The organism is Paenibacillus sp. WC2504, assembly GCF_052682475.1.
On record NZ_JBQZFH010000001.1, the window covers coordinates 3,804,368 to 3,821,823 of the forward strand.

Sequence of the window (17,456 nt, forward strand, 5' to 3'; positions counted from 1 at the left end):
GCATCAACGAATCTACTCGTTCATACAGAAAAGAACCCTTCCAGCCGTTCATGACCGGAAGGGTTCTTTTTATTTCAATGCAAGAGAATCTTTTGTCATTTCTTTATTGCCGGTATCCATATAGACAGGTATCGCTTCACCACGTGCTGCACGCAGCAATTGTCCGATAATATAATCGCCCCATACTTGTTCATTCTGAGAGATAACAGAGGTAATTTGACCGTTGATAAGGGCTTGTTTCACATTGGGCATCATCCCGAAGGACAGAGCATTCCGCTTCAAGCCTTTGGCTTTCCATAACAGGATCGAAGCCGAGCTGGATAAAATATCAAGCGTAATGAGCGTGTCAAAGTGCGGGTGGTCATCGATCATACGCTCCATGTCAGACAGTGCCTTGTCGGAGGAGCCCTCATTATATCCCACTTCAAGCACTTGAATAGCCGTATTACGAGTCAAGTAGTCGAGCATGCCGGAAAGCCGGTTTTTCTGAATAGGTGTATTAGATATGCCTGATTCAACAAGCACCATGCCTTTGCCTTTCATGAGCTTGCTGACGACTTCACCCATTAAAGCCCCGCCTTTGTAATGATCTGGACCAATATAGGAAAGGCGGCGGCTTAAGGGGGCGTCGGTTTCGAAACAAACAACAGGAATACCGGCTTCCACAGCTTTATTGATTGCAGGAACAAGTGCATCTGGGTCAATAGGAGCAATCGCAATACCGTCTACCTTTTGTTTTATCATGGTTTCCATCATGCGTATCTGCTGTTCTAAACTAATCTCTTCCGGCGCTTTGACAATTAACTGAACGGAATTGGAAGCAGCCGTCTTCTCGGCAAGTTGCGTAATGACTTCATAAAAAGAATGCGCCATTGGATATATAATCCCGAATGTATATGCGGGAGGACGTTCACTCTTTTGTGGTGAAGGGGTTACCGTAGCGAATAAGGAACCAGTTGAAGAATTAGCATCCGAACAGCCCACGGTTGTAAATAGTGAGAAAAACACGAACAAGAGAAGGGATTTCTTAAGAGTAACTGACAAAGCCCTTATGCTCCTCTCTCTCAGAAGCAGGTAGGTCTTTGCTCAGCTGGCCGCTTTTGCGAAATTCTCTTGTTGTCATACCCGTTACTCGCTTAAACAGGTTTGAAAAGTAATGAGCATCGTTATAGCCAACGAGGAAGGCAATCTCATAGGATTTGGCCTGCGTCGTCTGAAGCAGTTCCATCGCTTTGCGAATTCTTGTTTGCGTTAAGTATTCGATGAAGGTTTGGCCATTTTCCTGGCTGAACACTTTACTTAAATGGCCTGAGCTTAAATTGACATGATCAGCAGCGTCTTGCAGAGAAAAATAATCTTTATCATAATGCTCGTGGATGTATTTTTTCACTTTAATCAGCATATCCCCATGTTTGTCAGATGCTTCGGAACGCCATTGCCAATATTGTTCAGCTAATCTGATTAAGTAGGTGCGCGATTCATCCAGGGTCCTTATTAATTCAATAGCTTTCTGCAATTCCTGAAGGGTCATGTCGAAGTTTGCTATGTTGGGGTAAGAATCCCTCGCTGATCGAAATACTTCCAACGTCAAATCGTTTAAAATATAGTAGCCGATAAGCGAAGAGTGCCATTCCGTATGCTGAAGAGTGGAAGCGAAAGAATGAATAAAGGTATCTGCATGTGCAGGAGAGCCGATCTTCAGAAATTCTACAAACTTTGCCCGGTCTAAGAAGAGAGACTGTTCAAAAGAACCGTTTCTGGACTCCAGCATCGCATGGCGATTCTGACGAGATAAACGGCGCCAGTGCATGTCTTCCATCGCTTCCAGGAAAGAAACATGAATGCCCTGCATCCGGTCTTGAACACTTCCGATGCCAACGGAAATCGAGTAGGAGAGATGCTCCATGGACTGATTTTGCACCTGCTGAACCGTTTCTAGTGCTTGTTTAATTTGCTCTTGCGATTCATACTTCAGTATCCATACGCATTCCGTCTTACTTCGCTTGAACACCAAGTGGTTGTTCCCTTCAAGCTTAAGATTCAACAGATGCTCGGCTTGCTTCATATCCTCAGAGATGCCATCCGGTGCAGAATCGGAAGGAGCTAGTTTGCGGAAGTCTGCGGTTACCACAACATAGTAACGGGAGAGAAGATTCAGGTTCAGTTTAGAACTCAAATGAACGGCTTCCGACGTTGTAATAAATCCGCTGCATAAATCGTTCAGCAGCTTACTTTGCGATAAACCGGTTTGCTTTTTCTCTTCCAGCTTCAATTGCTCGATCTCCAATTTCTCCAGACGCGCTGCATCGATCTTGTCGCTCACTTGACGTAGGGTTTGGAGCAAATCCGCTGAGCTGATCGGCTTCGTGCAATATTCTTCTACGCCCAAACGCAGAGCTGTTCGCGCATATTCGAAATCCCCATGCCCGCTCAAGATGACAATCTTGATATCCGGTGAATTTCTCCTAACAAAGGAACTGAGTTCCAAGCCATCCATGAAGGGCATCTTAATGTCCGTAATGAGAATATCAGGCTGATACTGTTCGATCATCGGCAGCGCAACTTCACCGTCGGAAGCATCACCACAGTAAATAAATCCCTCTTGTTCCCATTGGATCGTATCACGAATCGTTTCGCGAATTAAAATTTCATCGTCAACTAGCAGTACTTTTTTCATGGCATGTTACCTCCTGTCAGGGGGATTCGAATGGAAACGGTCGTTCCCTCGTTTTGAATACTGTCGATCCTTACACCATATTTGTCCCCGTAATATAGTTTAATTCTTTGTTGTACATTATGCAGGCCGAACCCTCCGGATACTTCATTGCCGGTTTCCTCTGGAAGTTGATCGTTCGCTAAATACTCACGCATCTGTTCAAGCTTCTCCGGCGACATTCCGATCCCGTCATCTTCCACCGTCAGTACAATATCTTCCTCGTTCTCTATCAGGCCGCTGATGCGAATCATGCCTTTCCTTCGCTTGTTTTTTAAACCGTGATATAAAGCGTTTTCTACAATGGGCTGCAGGATCATTTTCAAGATCGGATACGGGTTTAACCGGGAGTCAATCTGAATCTCATAATCCAAAATATCGCGGTAGCGCATTTGTTGAATGACTAAATAACTATGCACGTGCTCGACTTCTTTATTAATGATAATCCAGTCTCTGCCTTTGCTTAAAGAAATTCGGAACAGCTTGGATAGTGATTGCACCAACTGAATGACTTGATTATTCTTGCCCGCTTCTGCCATCCAAACGATGGAATCCAGTGTGTTGTACAAGAAGTGGGGATTAATTTGCGCTTGCAAAGCTCGTAATTCCGATTTTTTAATTTCCTCTTGCTCCTTAATGCTTTGTTCGAGCAGTTTGCGGATTTTGCTAAGCATGATGTTAAAGCTTTTACCCAATAAGGCCACTTCATCATTGCCTTTGGGAACGACTTTGGCTTCCAGGTATCCGGAAGCGGCAAGCTGCATTTTACTTTTTAAAAGGTGAAGAGGGTGGATCAAGCGGTTTGAAATGAAAAAATGAAGGGATACGGCAAAGATAAAACTTAACACAACCGTAATGATGATGAGCTGTCGAATCGAATTTGCTTCTTCAACAATTTCTTGAAGCGGCACGTAGCCTACGATACTCCAGCCTGTCATCAGCGAAGGAGCTACGTAGACGAATTTCGGTTTGCCTTCGGTTGAGTCGATGTAATTCGTGTCAGTTCCGTTAAGAATGTGTGTTAAGTCTGAGGGGAGCGGAAGTTTGACAGTTGCTTTTAACGTTGATGGCTTAAAGATAGGGGTGCCCGATGAATCGACAACAAAGTAGAACCCTGTCTGACCGATCGTAACGTTATCGCAAAATTGTGTGACCACTTTATCATCGACGTCAATGACGATAAAGCCAATGACTTCGTGTGTAATTTGTTGTTTCACAGCGGCCATAATAGAAATCACATTCGTGTTGCTATACTGAAAACCGTCGATTCTGTCCAGCGTTGAGGCTTCGGAAGGAGGGACAATCAAGACCTCATCCGGATTTTTAGTCAAATGAGTCAAGTGCTGGTTGCGCAGTGGATTTTTCTCAAGCTGGAACAACCCCTTCCTCTCACTAATGCCACGGCCGTACAAGTTAATCATGGTTATATTGAGAACGCTATCATATTGGTACGTTTGCCTGTAGGAATCCATGGTTCTTAGGATTTGTTTGGTATCCTCGTATGTATCTTCTTGGGAGAATAAGAATCGAAGCACTTGTGTGTTTTTGCTAATCTCAAGCAGCTTTCTCGTATCAATAAATTGCGTATCCAGATCACGGGCAAGCTGATCTGCGGAAAGCATGGCGGCTGCTTTACTGTTATTGAAAACCGTTTTAAATGATTTCTGGTAGGAGATAAGTCCAACCGCAATCAGAGGAATACAAGTCAGAATGATAAACATGGTGAGCAATTTGGTTTGCAAGCTCGAGGAAATCCATTGGATTAATCTCATAAATGGTTAAGTAACCTTTCTAATGCGGAGATAGTTGCCTCTATCTTACTATAACAAATTGTGTTGCATGCGGAAATGGTAACGTATACATACAACCACAAATAACAATTTACTCTTATAAAAACAAACTTTTCTCGAAAAAGTCAGGGTAAATCACTAAAAAATTTACAAGAAATGAGCGTGAAACTCCGTATAAAAGGCACGTGAAAGCGTTTTATAATGAGGTCACACCGAACAAGAGGTGAACGATGGGGAGGAAAAAACATGATTATTACGAAAAAAATGGGGGTTCTCGTTGTGGCTTCCTGTCTAATGCTGCTTTCAGCAGCTTGCGGGAACAGCGCTACCACAGGATCAAGCACAACGGCTCCAGCAGCAAACGCAGGAGCTACTGCAGCGCCAGCAACACCGGCGGCAGGGAAGAAAATCTCGCTTGGTTTTGCTCAGGTTGGAGCGGAAAGCGGATGGCGAACAGCGAATACGAAGTCGATTCAGGATTCAGCCAAAGACGCCGGTTTTGATTTGAAATTCTCCGATGCACAGCAGAAGCAAGAGAATCAAATCAAAGCTATTCGTACTTACATTCAACAAAAAGTGGACGTTATTGCTTTCTCGCCGGTTGTTGAGTCCGGTTGGGATACGGTGTTGAAAGAAGCGAAAGATGCGAAAATCCCGGTCATTCTGACAGACCGTGCGGTTGATTCCAAGGATACCTCTTTGTATGTAACTTTTATTGGCTCTGATTTCGTAGAAGAAGGCAAGAAAGCAGGCAAATGGGTTTCCGATAAGTTCAAGGATGCGAAGGAAGATGTGAACATAGTTGAGCTTCAAGGAACAACAGGTTCCGCTCCGGCTAACGATCGCAAAGCCGGTTTTGCTGAAGAGATCAAAGGAAACTCTCACTTGAAAGTCATTGCCTCTCAAACAGGCGATTTCACTCGGGCAAAAGGAAAAGAAGTTATGCAGGCGTTCCTGAAAGCTCATAAAGATATCGATGTGCTATATGCCCATAATGACGATATGGCGCTTGGAGCCATTCAAGCGATTGAAGCAGCTGGCCTCAAACCAGGTCAAGACATTACCATTATTTCCGTAGATGCGGTTAAAGACGGTATGACAGCTGCAAGCGAAGGTAAAATCAACTTTATCGTAGAATGTAACCCATTACTTGGACCTCAATTGATGCAAGCTGTCAATGATGTGATTGCCGGCAAGCAAATCGAGAAACGTATCGTAACCAAAGAGGGCGTGTTTACTTCGGAAGACGCGAAGAAAGTTCTTGCTGACCGCCAGTATTAACAACTAAAGAGAAAAGAAGAAAGCCACTCCATACAAGTAGCCGGTGGAGTGGCTTTTCTCTATATGGAGAGGAGTCCTTCGATGAGTGAACGTCAGCCGATCTTGCAAATGTCGGATATTCACAAACAATTTCCAGGTGTCAAAGCGCTGTCAGGTGTTAACTTCCAGTTGTTCCCCGGTGAAGTTCACGCTCTGATGGGAGAGAACGGGGCTGGAAAATCAACCTTGATTAAAGTTCTCACCGGTGTATATGCCATTGACCAAGGTTACGTAGAAATGGATCAGAAACCTATCAAGATCAACAGTCCTTTGGATGCGCAGCATGCGGGTATCAGCACGGTGTACCAGGAGGTCAACCTGTGTCCGAACCTTTCTGTAGCGGAAAATATGTTTATTGGCCGCGAGCCACGTCGCTTCGGTCGTATTTTATGGAAGAAAATGAACCTGGATGCTGTGGATCTGCTGAAGAAAAGAATGAACTTGGAAATTGATGTGACACTGCCTTTGCATCACTATTCGGTCGCTGTGCAGCAATTAATTGCGATTGCGAGAGCTGTCAGTATTTCCGCTAAGGTGCTTATCTTGGATGAGCCTACGTCCAGTCTGGACCGAGGAGAAGTTATGCAGCTGTTTACCGTCATGACGAGACTGAAAAAGGAAGGCTTAGCGATTCTATTTGTGACGCATTTTATTGATCAAGTGTATGAAATCTCAGATCGAATAACCATTCTTCGTAATGGAGAATTTGTTGGAGAGTATATGGCTGAGAAGCTCTCCCGCATAGATTTGGTTTCCAAGATGATTGGCAAGGACCTGCATGTGCTGGAGGAACTTCCGAAAAGCGCGAACGTTCAAAGAATGAAAGCGGAGGCATTAATTGAGGCATATTCACTGGGGAAAAAGGGCTCCATTGAAGCCACGGATTTGACCATTCATAAGGGTGAAATCATTGGTTTGGCAGGGCTTCTGGGATCCGGAAGAACCGAGTTTGCGAGGTTGCTCTTTGCAGCGGATCGCGCCGATTCCGGTAAGCTGAAGTTCACGGATTCGGATGATCCGATCCACTCACCGAGGCAAGCGATTGACCAGGGTATCGCTTTCTGCTCTGAGAACCGCAAAACGGAAGGCATCATTGACGATTTGACCATTCGGGAAAATATCATCCTTGCCCTGCAGGCAACTCGTGGCTGGTTCAATACAATTCCCCGCAAGCGGCAGAATGAAATTGCGGACGAATATATCCGCGCTTTGAATATTAACCCGCCGAATCCGGAACATCTTATCAAAAATTTGAGCGGTGGCAATCAGCAGAAAGTATTGCTTGCCAGATGGCTGCTCATGAATCCTAAGCTATTAATCTTGGATGAGCCAACTCGGGGTATCGACATCGGGGCCAAAGCGGAAATTCAGAAGCTTGTCCTCTCCTTGTCTCAAAAGGGCATGTCCGTGCTCTTCATTTCTTCCGAGCTCGAAGAAGTGCTTCGCGTCAGCGAACGTATCGCCGTACTGCGGGACCGTAAGAAAGTGATGGAGATGTCTGGCGAAGACATGAGTCAACGTAATGTCATGAAAGCGATAGCGGGAGGCTGAGGAACATGGTTAAGCATCATTTGTTTTGGCCGGTAAGCGTGTTAGCCGTGCTGCTTGTGTTCAATTTCATTTATTCGCCCAGTTTCTTCTCGATTCAAATGAAGGATGGGCACTTATATGGAAGTTTAATTGATATTTTGAATTTCGGATCTCCGCTCATTCTCGTGGCTATAGGAATGACCTTGGTCATTGCAACGAAAGGCATTGATCTTTCCGTTGGCTCGGTGGTGGCCATTTCCGGTGCGCTGTCTTGTCTAACCATTAGCAAAAGCAGTGATCAGAACGGCGTAGGCGTACTCCTGCTGTCGCTTGCGATTTCACTCGTGTTATCGCTGCTGCTCGGTTTGTGGAACGGCTTCCTGGTTGCGAACGCGGGCATTCAACCGATTATCGCGACGTTGATCCTGATGGTCGCCGGACGAGGGATTGCCCAGCTGATCACGGGAGGGCAAATCATCACCATCACGAGCTCAACGTACAAATATATTGGCGCAGGTTCTCTAGCCACTTTGCCGTTCTCCATCTTTCTGGTTACTATCGTGTTTGCTGCAGCAGCTGTATTGACGCGCAAAACAGCGCTCGGACTGTTTATTGAATCGGTCGGCTGCAAACCAACAGCGAGCCGATTAGCGGGCATCCGCTCTCGTACGGTTATGCTCGCTGTCTATATGTTCTGCGGCATATGTGCGGGAATTGCCGGTTTGATCTTGAGCTCAAACGTGTCCAGCGCTGACGGCAACAACGCTGGTTTGTGGTACGAGCTGGACGCGATTCTTGCCGTCGTCATCGGCGGTACGTCGCTGAATGGGGGAAGATTTTACTTAACCGGTACGCTGATCGGAGCACTTATCATTCAAACGCTGACCACTACGATCTATATGATTGGTGTTCCGCCTGAAATTACGCTGGTCGTGAAAGCTTTTGTCGTGCTGGCTGTCTGCTTAATTCAATCTGAGGCCTTCCGCCAATCCATCGTTACTCGCTGGAAGAGTCGCCATTATCCGGCCGAACGGGAGGTCAAAAGCCATGTTGCTTAATCGTAAATATATTCCAATCTATGTAACGATCTGTTTATTCGCCTTGATGTATATCGCAGGTTCTTTCCGGTATGCAGGCTTTTTCTCCTTGCAGGTTCTGTTAAATCTGCTCATCGATAATGCCTTTTTATTGATAACGGCTGTGGGGATGACCTTCGTCATTGTTTCCGGCGGGATCGATCTATCGGTCGGTTCCGTGATCGCCTTAACAACCATGATCTCGGCTTCGCTGGTGCAGGCAGGCTGGTCGCCCGTCCTTGTTATTCCGCTTGTACTCCTCTTAGGCGCGCTGTTCGGGTGGGGAATGGGAGCTATCATCTACTATTTCAAAATCCAACCTTTCATCGTCACGTTGGCCGGCATGTTCTTAGCGCGAGGGTTATGTTATGTGATCAGCATTAACACGATTACCATTGATAATCCGATATACACGAGCATAGCCCAGACCAAAATTCCGCTGCCTGGCGGCAGCTTTATTTCGATTAGCGTCATCATCGCTTTGCTTGTTGTTGCAATAGGCATGTATATGGCCCATTATACGCGCTTCGGACGCAATGCATATGCCATTGGAGGGAGCGAGCAGTCGACGATCCTGATGGGCTTGCCTGTTGCTAGAACGAAGATGGGCGTATATGCGTTCAGTGGTTTCTGTTCTGCGTTAGCTGGTGTAGTATTCACATTCTACATGCTTTCTGGCTATGGCTTGCATGCCATGGGGATGGAGTTGGATACCATCGCTGCTGTTGTGATTGGCGGTACGCTTCTGACAGGGGGAGTTGGTTATATCGCTGGCACCTTCTTTGGGGTTCTGATCCAAGGGGTGATTCAGACAATCGTAAGTTTCGAGGGAACACTTAGTTCGTGGTGGACGAAAATTGCGATCGGCATGCTGCTTTGTTTATTTATTTTACTTCAAAAGGCATTAAGTGAACGGAATTGGTTTACCAGAAAAAGCATGTAATCGGTTTTACCCGAGGCTTTGAAGGGCAATGAACAATTGTCTAGCAAAGTCTTTTTGCTTGCATATTGTTACTTTATTGAAAGCGTTTTATAATACAACCAAAGGAAATGGAAGGAAATTTCTGCTAAAAGGGGATTCCAATGCTGGGAAGATCATTCCGCTCATTAATGAAAAGCAAATTGTTGATTATTCTGTTTTTGGGCATGATTCTAATTCTATACATGTTTGATTCTATGCATAATTCCTCCACCGGTTTTCCATCCAGCGAGGAGAAAACAGCTGCTAAAAACGTGGTGAATCACAGTGACCAAGATCAGGGGCTCGTTCGTCCGATCGTACTGGGATTCTCACAGTTGGGATCAGAAAGCGCATGGCGGAATGCGAACACGATATCTATTCGAGAAGCAGCGGAGGAAGCAGGCATCGAGCTGCATTTTGAGGATGCGGATCAATCGCAATCCAAGCAATTTGAAGCGATTCGGACTTTTATCAAACAAAAAGTAGATGTGATCGCGATCGCACCTGTTATCGAGTCAGGCTGGGAACCGATCTTAAAAGAGATCAAACAAGCTGGCATTCCGTTAATTATTCTGGACCGATTAGTTAATGTAAGTGATCCTTCCTTATATGTGACTTATATCGGTTCAGATTTTTATGAAGAGGGCCGCAAAGCCGGGAAATACGTGATTGATAAAATGAACAGCCGAAAAGATACCGTCGGCATCGTTGAGCTTGTCGGCACGGAAGGGTCGACCCCCTCGATTGCCAGAGGGAAAGGATTTCGCGATGTCATTAAGGAACATGAGAACTTTAAGATTTTAAAAAGTGAATCAGCCGATTTTACGTTTGCGCAGGGGAAGCAAGTCATGAAGTCCATTCTTAATAAGATGAGTCATGAAATTAATGTTTTGTATTCACATAATGACGATATGGCTTTAGGCGCCATCGAGGCGATTGAAGAGTTCGGACTTCGTCCCGGAAAGGATATTATCATTATTTCTGTAGATGGCACGAACAAAGCATTTGAGAAAATGGCTGAGGGCAAAATTAATAGTGTCGTGGAATGCAATCCTTTGCTAGGTCCTAACTTGATGCAAGCTGTCAACGAACTTATGCAAGGACGGAGCTTGCCGAAAAGAATTGTAACCCCTGAGAGCGTTTTTACGGAGACGATGGCATTGGAGGAGGTTGGCAAAAGGAAATACTGACCTCATACCTATATTGACTATTGGGGATGTAGTTGTATAATACATATATTAACAATAATTGCACTATACAATCATTTCCATAATAACCATTCGTAAGCAGTGAAAAGGGGAGATGAAGTGACGAGCAGCTCATCCGGCCGATCGGCGTTCTGGTTCATTATTTTAGCTGTCTTTTTCGGGAACTTTATGTCGATTCTCAGCTCGACCACAATCAACGTGGCATTCCCGATATTTATGAAAGACTTTGACGCTGAGCTCGGCAAGGTTCAGTGGATGATTACCGGATTTTTGCTCGCTACGGGAGTTATTGCTCCGATTGTGGGCTATTTCGGTGACCGATTCAGCTATAAACGGTTGTATATTTTCGCACTGTCGGGGTTTACGCTGTTTTCTGCCCTTTGCACGGTAGCTTGGAGCATTGATTCACTCATCCTTTTCCGAATCCTGCAAGGCGTATTCAGCGGTTTAATTATTCCAACGACACTGACAATGATTTATCAATTTATCGAAAAAGACAGACAGCCGTTCGCAATGAGCTTATGGAGCTTGTCCTCCATGCTGGCGCCGGCATTCGGACCGACCTTGGGAGGTTTGCTAACGGAATATTTCGGCTGGCAGTCGTTATTTCTGCTTAATTTGCCTCTCGGAATTGCAGCTGTCGCCGTGGCGTTCAAATGCCTGCCTTATCATAGTATCAACACATCGAAGACGTTTGATTTTCCGGGATTTATTACCGTTCTGCTCAGCAGCTCCTTTATTATTCTTTCGTTTACCGAAGGGAACGGCTGGGGATGGACCGATTGGAAAACACTCGTCTGTTTGCTTGTTGGGACTTCGGCGCTTATTTATTTTATCCGCAGGGAGCTGCGTCTGGCTAATCCGCTGCTTAACCTTAGCGTGTTTCGAACGAACCGCTTTACGTACAGTTTGATCATCAACTGTATCATTACGGCTTCGTTATACTCGGGCACTCTATTGATTCCCGTATTTGTGCAAGACGTCCAGCATTCGACCCCGCTGGTTACAGCTCTCGTGCTGCTGCCCGGTTCGCTCGTCATGGCGCTTTGTTCCCCTGTAGTCGGCAAGCTCTACAGCCGAACAGGGCCTTTTCCGCTCATCATGGGCGGTGTAGCGCTGCTAATCGCGTCCAATTGGGAGTTGAGCCATATTAGTTTGCATGCTTCCCACGTGTATGTCGCGGGTTGGATGACCCTTCGTTATGTCGGGATTTCCATGGCCTTCATGCCGGTTATGAATGCAGGGATGTCGTCTATTTCAAAAGAGAGGTCGGGGCATGCCTCGTCTGTGACGAACTGGGTCAGGCAAGCAACAGGGGCGCTTTCGATTGGAGTTTTCAGCTCCCTGCTTGCTGCAAGGTCGTTTGTTCACCAGAAAGGGCTGAGTGGAGATGCGTCGTTCATCCGTGATCAGAGCATGACGTTAGCAGTTCAAGATGTGTTCTTAATTGCCGTATTTATTTGCATTGTGGCAATTCCGCTTACTTTCGTACTGAAAGAGAAACGAAATAAGCCTCAACCGGCGGTTCTTCAGGAGTAATTAATTTCAATGAATGGTACGGGTCTTAGTAAGATTTTGGATATCGAATACAATCACTTTCTATTCGTTTCTTGCTTGAACTGCGGCTTTGTAGAAGTCTATAACCCGGATGTATTGAAAGGACATAAGTCAGGTAAGTTAGGAACCATAATGGATATTTTATTTGGAGGTTAGTCTTGAATTAAGATCCTCAGCTCATTTGCTGTGGGTCTTTTTTTGTAATCAATGATAGATTGCTCTCAAATTGGTTAAAACTGATTTCTATTACCGAAATGTGAGCGAGGCGTCAGTGTCAAGAGGTTTTCATCCGTCTCATTTTGGGTTACGATAATTGTTGGGGTATTTTTCACTAGAAGAAGTAAAGCTGCATCAGCAAATGGAGGGAAGCATACTGGAAAACTTTGCATGCTTATACATCGTACGCGGCGAACCTTATCGACCGGGCACCTGCGTGAATCTCAGTGAGGATGAAACACTGGTCGGCCGGGTATCCAATCAGTTAACTCCGGATTTAGCCTTTACGAACGCTTTTATTTCTCGTGAGCATTTCGTCATTCGTAAGGAACAAGACAAGGCTGTGCTATACGATTTAGGGAGTCGTCATGGAACTGAGATCAATGGCGTGCTGCTAACGCCACACACCCCATACACGTTGAAAAATTTCGATATCATTAAGCTCTCTAAGGGGATGACCGTCATCCACTTTTCTTATATGTTTGCCGATCAAACCTTAGAATTCGAACCGCTCAGCATCACCAGTCATCTAGAAATGCCTGAACTGCCGCTTACGATTCATTGGGAAAGAAGAGAATGTGTCGTGGAGGGCAAGCGAATCCTCATGTCCGAGAAAGAATATTTACTGATTCGTGTACTGCATGATCATGCCAACCGGCTCGTTCCGCTCGAGGAAATCAAATCCAAGGTATGGCCGGAACGGTCAACGGGTGCAGAAGGCTTCTCCGATGTGACATTGGACGAACTGAATGCCCTGATCTATCGGGTGCGAAAAAAATACGGGAAAGCTACCTTTTTGATTAGCGCGGTGCGCGGTAGCGGTTATATGCTCGAAACAGAACTGAAATCGTCATAAGGAAAGAAGGGACACTTCTTGAAATATATACAGGCTGAGTATTCTGGCTCACTTAACGGAACCGTACATATTCCTGGAGCGAAAAACAGCTCCCTTGCTTTACTTGCCGCAGCTTGTCTGGCAGACAATATCGTCACATTAGAAGGCATCCCATTAATCGATGATGTCCGTATCATTGCCGAAATTGGCCGTGATATCGGATTGAAGCTGCACCAGGATGGCGGACAAGTTATCATTGATCCGCGATGGATTCACAGTTCTGTGATCGATCCAGGCAAAGCTTCGAGCTATCGGGCGTCTTATTATTTTGCAGGATCTCTACTATCCAAATTCGGCAAGGTCACCATCGGGTTGCCTGGTGGGGATGATTTTGTTTCACGGCCCATTGACCAACATATTAAAGTCTTCAAAGCGCTTGGAGCGCAGGTCCATCTCTTCAAAGATTATTACGTCGTCGAAGCTGCCGAGCTGAAAGGTGCCGACATTTTTTTCGACACCATTACTTCTGGCGCTACGATTAATGCCATGTTAGCTGCTGTGCTGGCCAAAGGGCGGACACAATTGCATAACGCAGCGATGGATCCTGAAGTTTGCGATACGGCAAATTTCCTTAATCGATTAGGCGCACGCATCTATGGTGCAGGAACGGAACATATCCGCATTGAAGGCGTCTCCTATTTGGACGGGGGAACGCACACGGTTATTCCAGACAGGCTGATTGCCGGAGCTTTTCTGATGGCAGCCGGACTTCATGGGGGACAGGTTACAGTCATGGACGTCATCCCGGAGCATCTTGGTTCATGTCTAGCGAAGTTGCAGGAAATAGGGATGCACGTGGAATGCGGCGAAAACCATATTACGGCATATGCAACGAATTCACTGAAAGCGACACGTATTCGTACAGGCATGTATCCGAGTTTCGCTACCGATTTACAGCAACCCATGACTGCACTTCTACTGCAAGCCAAGGGTAAGAGCATAGTAACAGATCGTGTCTACCCTAAGCGGCTCGCTCATGTTGCGCAGCTGCGGCGGCTCGGCGCCGAGATCGAGTTGCGGCAGGAAAGTGCCTTTATTACGGGTGGACGCCCCTTGCAAGGCGGATGGGTACATGCCTCCGATGTGCGTGCAGGCACTTGTTTGCTGATGGCAGGATTAGCGGCAGAGGGACATACATATATTACCGGTGTTGAACACATTGAGCGCGGTTATGAAGACGTTATTGGCAGCTTCAGATCCATAGGGGCCAAACTTTCGATGCATGAGCTGACCGCGCAGGAGCACCTTGACCAGATTCGTGAATCTCAATGAAGTAGATACAACCGGCAAGTCACAAACATCGCCATCGAAATTGGCGGTGTTTTTTTATTTAACTAAAACAAATGGCGTGCATTATGTTGCAAATACAACAAAAATGTTGTACTGTTTTTACACCGCATATGAAAAATACATGAGTAGTGGAGTCAAGATGATGAAAGAAATTTTACGTGAAGTTGGAATGATTGCTCGAGCGTTAGATTCTATTAGTAATATTGAGTTTAAAAAATATGATCTTACAAAGGGTCAATATTTGTACCTTGTCCGAATCTGTGAAAATCCGGGAATTATTCAAGAAAAGTTAGCTGAAATGATAAAGGTAGACCGAACGACAGCTGCCCGTGCGATTCAAAAGCTGGAGATGAATGGATTTATTGAAAAGACGGATGATCAGAACAACCAAAAAATCAAAAAGCTTTTTCCAACAGAGAAAGGAAGAACGGTTTACCCGTATATAAAAAGGGAGAACGATTACTCCAATAATGTCGCACTGTCCGGACTCTCCGATAGTGAAATAGAAACCATTTTTAACCTACTGCAAAAAGTCAGAAAAAATGTTGAAAAAGATTGGGAGTTTGTAAAAAAAGGAAACAAGCGAAATTATTGATTTGGAAAATTGGAGGAAAACCATCATGACTACCTATATAAAGCGATGTACTTTCGAGGAACTAGGATTGCTGCAAGAAATTAGTATAGAAACATTTACAGAGACTTTCAAGGATCAAAATTCGATTGATAATATGAGAGATTACCTCGATAAAGCATTTAATTTGAAACAATTAGAAAAAGAATTGTCAAATATCTACTCAGAATTTTATGTTATTTATTCGAATGAAGAAGTGGCAGGGTATTTAAAGGTAAACATCCTCGATGCTCAGACGGAATTAATGGGAAAAGATGCTTTGGAAATCGAAAGGATTTATATACGGAAACATTTTCACAAACAGGGGCTTGGTAAATATCTATTAAATAAAGCTATTGAAATTGCGAAACAACGGAAGAAAGAGAAGATCTGGCTAGGGGTTTGGGAACAAAACGAGAACGCAATAGCCTTTTATCAAAAAATGGATTTTGTAAAAACAGGAGCCCACTCCTTTTATATGGGGGATGATGAACAAATCGATATTATCATGACCAAAATACTTAACTAACATTTTCACTGGGAAATTTTCACTTTTTATGGTAAAGCAAGCAACCTTTCCTGATTTCAAAAGTCTAATGTCTTAGAATGATTGAGAAGATGGAGGCAAAGATCATGAGAAATCGAAAGGTTGCTGTGATGCTGTTGGCTTGCTGCTTTGTTATCTGGAACGGCCGGTCTCTGGCGGAGGCCAGCTCTGTTGGTGAACGGGTTGGTGAAGTGGTATCCACCGATATCGCCGCTTATGTCAATGGGAAGCAGATACCATCCATGAATATCGCGGGTGAAACGGCTATAGCGGTAGAGGATTTACGCGAGAGCGGCTTCGATGTTTCGTGGTCGCCGCGCGCGAGGACGCTGCGGATCGCTCCGAAGGCGGTAGGGGAGCAGGCTCCAGTGGATACGACGCTAAGGAGGGAACCCGCCACGCTTCCGATCGGAACGCACCTGAAGGATGTGCTGTACACGGACATCCAAGCCTATTATGGCGATACGCCGGTTCGTTCTTTCAACATTGACGGGCGGACGGCCATCCTCCTGAACGATCTCTATGCCTTCGGTACGGTAACTTGGAACGAGGTGGAACGCACAATCCAGTTCCAAGCGAAGCCAATTGCGGAGTCGGGAACGCAGGAAGCCTGGCGGGAAGCGGGAGCGAACCTAATGCTCCACTCGGTAAAGAATGTTAGCTTTTCCCTGGATTTCAGGGAAGAGGGACAGTTTTATGAGGATGAACAGGTGGGGTTCGGAGAGAATGGCTTGCCGTATATGAAGCTGGATTTTTTCGCTGACAAATTTGGGTTCGCGAAGCATATAGACCGGAAGAACACTGAGCTTAGCGATGGTCTCTATTCTTTCTCCATTCAACCTGGGAGCGAACAGGCGATCACGTATTGGGGCGGGGAGGCTGTGCACACGTCTGAGTTGATCTTCCCTCCGCAAGTGAAGGATGGAGACATTTATTTGTACAGCATAGATTTGGAGCGTTTATTCGGATACATTGGTAAATGGAACCAGGATTCTCGGAATCTTTTGATTCGGTATACGAGCTACGATGTGAAAGATTATGGCCTCCCTACTCAAGAGCCCAGCGACAAGCTGACCGTGAAGGCTGTTGTGACGGAGCCGCCGTGGGACTTCTCGTTAAACGGAGGAATGGCCCTGAAGCTGGATAACGACAATATCTTCGGCAATCTCAATACGGCAATGCAGAAAACAGGAGCTGCCGATGAAAGAGTCTCCTGGATGGAGGCACCGATTCGACTGCATCTAGGAGATAATCGGATTACTACTGAGTTAGCTCAAGGTGATCGCATCTTGTACTCGGCTTCCTACCCAGTAAAGACTAGCTATGAAGCCGTTCCACTGAATGTTGGTATCCCTGGTTTCAAGCTGGATCAGACTGAAGTGGGCTATATCAAAACGGATGCCTCGACTAATACGCTTACTGGAAAGGCGGATTCGAGCTTTGCGTATGGAGTCTCCAAGTTTGAAGAGGGTCAAGGTCTCGTTACCAGAGCTTCTTCTCCGGTACAGGTGGAAGTGAAGGACGGCAAGTTCCAGATGCCCCTTACTTTAAGCAATGGCAACGGATTGTATCAAGTGCAGTTATATCGTCCGGTAGCCACACCGCGGGGGCCGGGTTACAGCAACGAAGGCTATTTCTATGTCATGTTGTTGCAACCTTAGTATTGCCATCAGCTAGGTTCTCCTTGTTTTCAGGGACCAAACGGTACGGTGACCATGGAAGAACATTAAGTGCTATTCTGAC

15 protein-coding genes are annotated in these 17,456 nt (G+C 45.6%); 12 read left to right on the plus strand and 3 right to left on the minus strand.

Going from position 1 to position 17,456, the window contains the following annotated elements:
* Positions 1-69: 69 nt before the first annotated feature.
* Genes ACUN27_RS16930 through ACUN27_RS16940 form a run of 3 tightly spaced genes read right to left on the minus strand, consistent with a single transcriptional unit; the run spans position 70 to position 4,485 of the window.
* Positions 70-1,044, minus strand: coding sequence for a sugar ABC transporter substrate-binding protein (locus ACUN27_RS16930; RefSeq protein ID WP_445559258.1), 975 nt, complete (start codon positions 1,042-1,044; stop codon positions 70-72).
* A complete protein-coding gene (locus tag ACUN27_RS16935; protein ID WP_326059859.1) occupies positions 1,028-2,677 on the minus strand; it encodes a response regulator in 1,650 nt (549 codons plus the stop codon). Before ACUN27_RS16935 ends, ACUN27_RS16930 begins: the two co-directional genes overlap by 17 nt.
* On the minus strand, positions 2,674-4,485 hold the full coding sequence (locus tag ACUN27_RS16940; protein ID WP_445559259.1) for a sensor histidine kinase: 1,812 nt from the start codon (positions 4,483-4,485) through the stop codon (positions 2,674-2,676). The genes ACUN27_RS16935 and ACUN27_RS16940 overlap by 4 nt, the downstream gene beginning before the upstream one ends.
* A 264-nt stretch (positions 4,486-4,749) precedes the next feature.
* On the opposite strand from ACUN27_RS16940, the gene ACUN27_RS16945 reads away from it, so the two are divergent.
* The 12 genes from ACUN27_RS16945 (at position 4,750) to ACUN27_RS17000 (ending at position 17,374) form a co-directional block, all read left to right on the plus strand.
* The gene (locus ACUN27_RS16945) at positions 4,750-5,784 is read left to right on the plus strand and encodes an ABC transporter substrate-binding protein (RefSeq protein WP_445559260.1); all 1,035 of its coding nucleotides are present in this window, start codon (positions 4,750-4,752) and stop codon (positions 5,782-5,784) included.
* Between the two features lie 81 nt (positions 5,785-5,865).
* On the plus strand, positions 5,866-7,374 hold the full coding sequence (locus ACUN27_RS16950; RefSeq protein ID WP_445559261.1) for a sugar ABC transporter ATP-binding protein: 1,509 nt from the start codon (positions 5,866-5,868) through the stop codon (positions 7,372-7,374).
* A 5-nt stretch (positions 7,375-7,379) separates the two neighbouring features.
* Complete coding sequence (locus ACUN27_RS16955) at positions 7,380-8,411, plus strand: ABC transporter permease (RefSeq protein ID WP_445559262.1); 1,032 nt, start codon at positions 7,380-7,382, stop codon at positions 8,409-8,411.
* Positions 8,401-9,372, plus strand: coding sequence for a galactofuranose ABC transporter, permease protein YjfF (gene yjfF, locus ACUN27_RS16960; protein ID WP_445559263.1), 972 nt, complete (start codon positions 8,401-8,403; stop codon positions 9,370-9,372). Before ACUN27_RS16955 ends, yjfF begins: the two co-directional genes overlap by 11 nt.
* Before the next feature lie 167 nt (positions 9,373-9,539).
* Positions 9,540-10,580: an ABC transporter substrate-binding protein gene (locus ACUN27_RS16965; protein WP_445559264.1), complete on the plus strand. Its 1,041-nt coding sequence runs from the start codon at positions 9,540-9,542 to the stop codon at positions 10,578-10,580.
* A gap of 117 nt (positions 10,581-10,697) precedes the next feature.
* The gene (locus tag ACUN27_RS16970; RefSeq protein ID WP_445559265.1) at positions 10,698-12,137 is read left to right on the plus strand and encodes an MDR family MFS transporter; all 1,440 of its coding nucleotides are present in this window, start codon (positions 10,698-10,700) and stop codon (positions 12,135-12,137) included.
* Between the two features lie 9 nt (positions 12,138-12,146).
* Positions 12,147-12,311 carry a zinc ribbon domain-containing protein gene (locus tag ACUN27_RS16975; protein WP_315950719.1) on the plus strand — a complete coding sequence of 55 codons (165 nt, stop codon included), beginning with the start codon at positions 12,147-12,149 and terminating at the stop codon, positions 12,309-12,311.
* A 202-nt stretch (positions 12,312-12,513) separates the two neighbouring features.
* Positions 12,514-13,227 (plus strand): FHA domain-containing protein, encoded by a 714-nt coding sequence (locus ACUN27_RS16980; RefSeq protein ID WP_445559266.1) that lies wholly within the window; start codon positions 12,514-12,516, stop codon positions 13,225-13,227.
* Positions 13,228-13,245: 18 nt separating this feature from the next.
* Positions 13,246-14,538 carry a UDP-N-acetylglucosamine 1-carboxyvinyltransferase gene (murA, locus tag ACUN27_RS16985; protein ID WP_326059846.1) on the plus strand — a complete coding sequence of 431 codons (1,293 nt, stop codon included), beginning with the start codon at positions 13,246-13,248 and terminating at the stop codon, positions 14,536-14,538.
* 160 nt (positions 14,539-14,698) lie between these two features.
* A complete protein-coding gene (locus tag ACUN27_RS16990; protein ID WP_315950716.1) occupies positions 14,699-15,151 on the plus strand; it encodes a MarR family winged helix-turn-helix transcriptional regulator in 453 nt (150 codons plus the stop codon).
* A gap of 25 nt (positions 15,152-15,176) precedes the next feature.
* Positions 15,177-15,695 (plus strand): GNAT family N-acetyltransferase, encoded by a 519-nt coding sequence (locus ACUN27_RS16995; RefSeq protein WP_326059845.1) that lies wholly within the window; start codon positions 15,177-15,179, stop codon positions 15,693-15,695.
* Positions 15,696-15,799: 104 nt separating this feature from the next.
* Positions 15,800-17,374, plus strand: a complete 1,575-nt coding sequence (locus ACUN27_RS17000; RefSeq protein WP_326059843.1) for a hypothetical protein — start codon at positions 15,800-15,802, stop codon at positions 17,372-17,374.
* Positions 17,375-17,456: the final 82 nt, after the last annotated feature.

Excerpts from the sequence above, each read along its gene's own strand:
- yjfF (WP_445559263.1), top strand. The coding sequence starts at position 8,401 with ATGTTGCTTAATCGTAAATATATTCCAATCTATGTAACGATCTGTTTA.
- ACUN27_RS16965 (WP_445559264.1), top strand. The coding sequence starts at position 9,540 with ATGAAAAGCAAATTGTTGATTATTCTGTTTTTGGGCATGATTCTAATT.
- ACUN27_RS16935 (WP_326059859.1), bottom strand. The coding sequence starts at position 2,677 with ATGAAAAAAGTACTGCTAGTTGACGATGAAATTTTAATTCGCGAAACG.
- ACUN27_RS16995 (WP_326059845.1), top strand. The coding sequence starts at position 15,177 with ATGACTACCTATATAAAGCGATGTACTTTCGAGGAACTAGGATTGCTG.
- ACUN27_RS16990 (WP_315950716.1), top strand. The coding sequence starts at position 14,699 with ATGAAAGAAATTTTACGTGAAGTTGGAATGATTGCTCGAGCGTTAGAT.
- ACUN27_RS16950 (WP_445559261.1), top strand. The coding sequence starts at position 5,866 with ATGAGTGAACGTCAGCCGATCTTGCAAATGTCGGATATTCACAAACAA.
- ACUN27_RS16955 (WP_445559262.1), top strand. The coding sequence starts at position 7,380 with ATGGTTAAGCATCATTTGTTTTGGCCGGTAAGCGTGTTAGCCGTGCTG.
- ACUN27_RS16980 (WP_445559266.1), top strand. The coding sequence starts at position 12,514 with ATGGAGGGAAGCATACTGGAAAACTTTGCATGCTTATACATCGTACGC.
- ACUN27_RS17000 (WP_326059843.1), top strand. The coding sequence starts at position 15,800 with ATGAGAAATCGAAAGGTTGCTGTGATGCTGTTGGCTTGCTGCTTTGTT.
- ACUN27_RS16945 (WP_445559260.1), top strand. The coding sequence starts at position 4,750 with ATGATTATTACGAAAAAAATGGGGGTTCTCGTTGTGGCTTCCTGTCTA.
- ACUN27_RS16940 (WP_445559259.1), bottom strand. The coding sequence starts at position 4,485 with ATGAGATTAATCCAATGGATTTCCTCGAGCTTGCAAACCAAATTGCTC.
- ACUN27_RS16975 (WP_315950719.1), top strand. The coding sequence starts at position 12,147 with ATGAATGGTACGGGTCTTAGTAAGATTTTGGATATCGAATACAATCAC.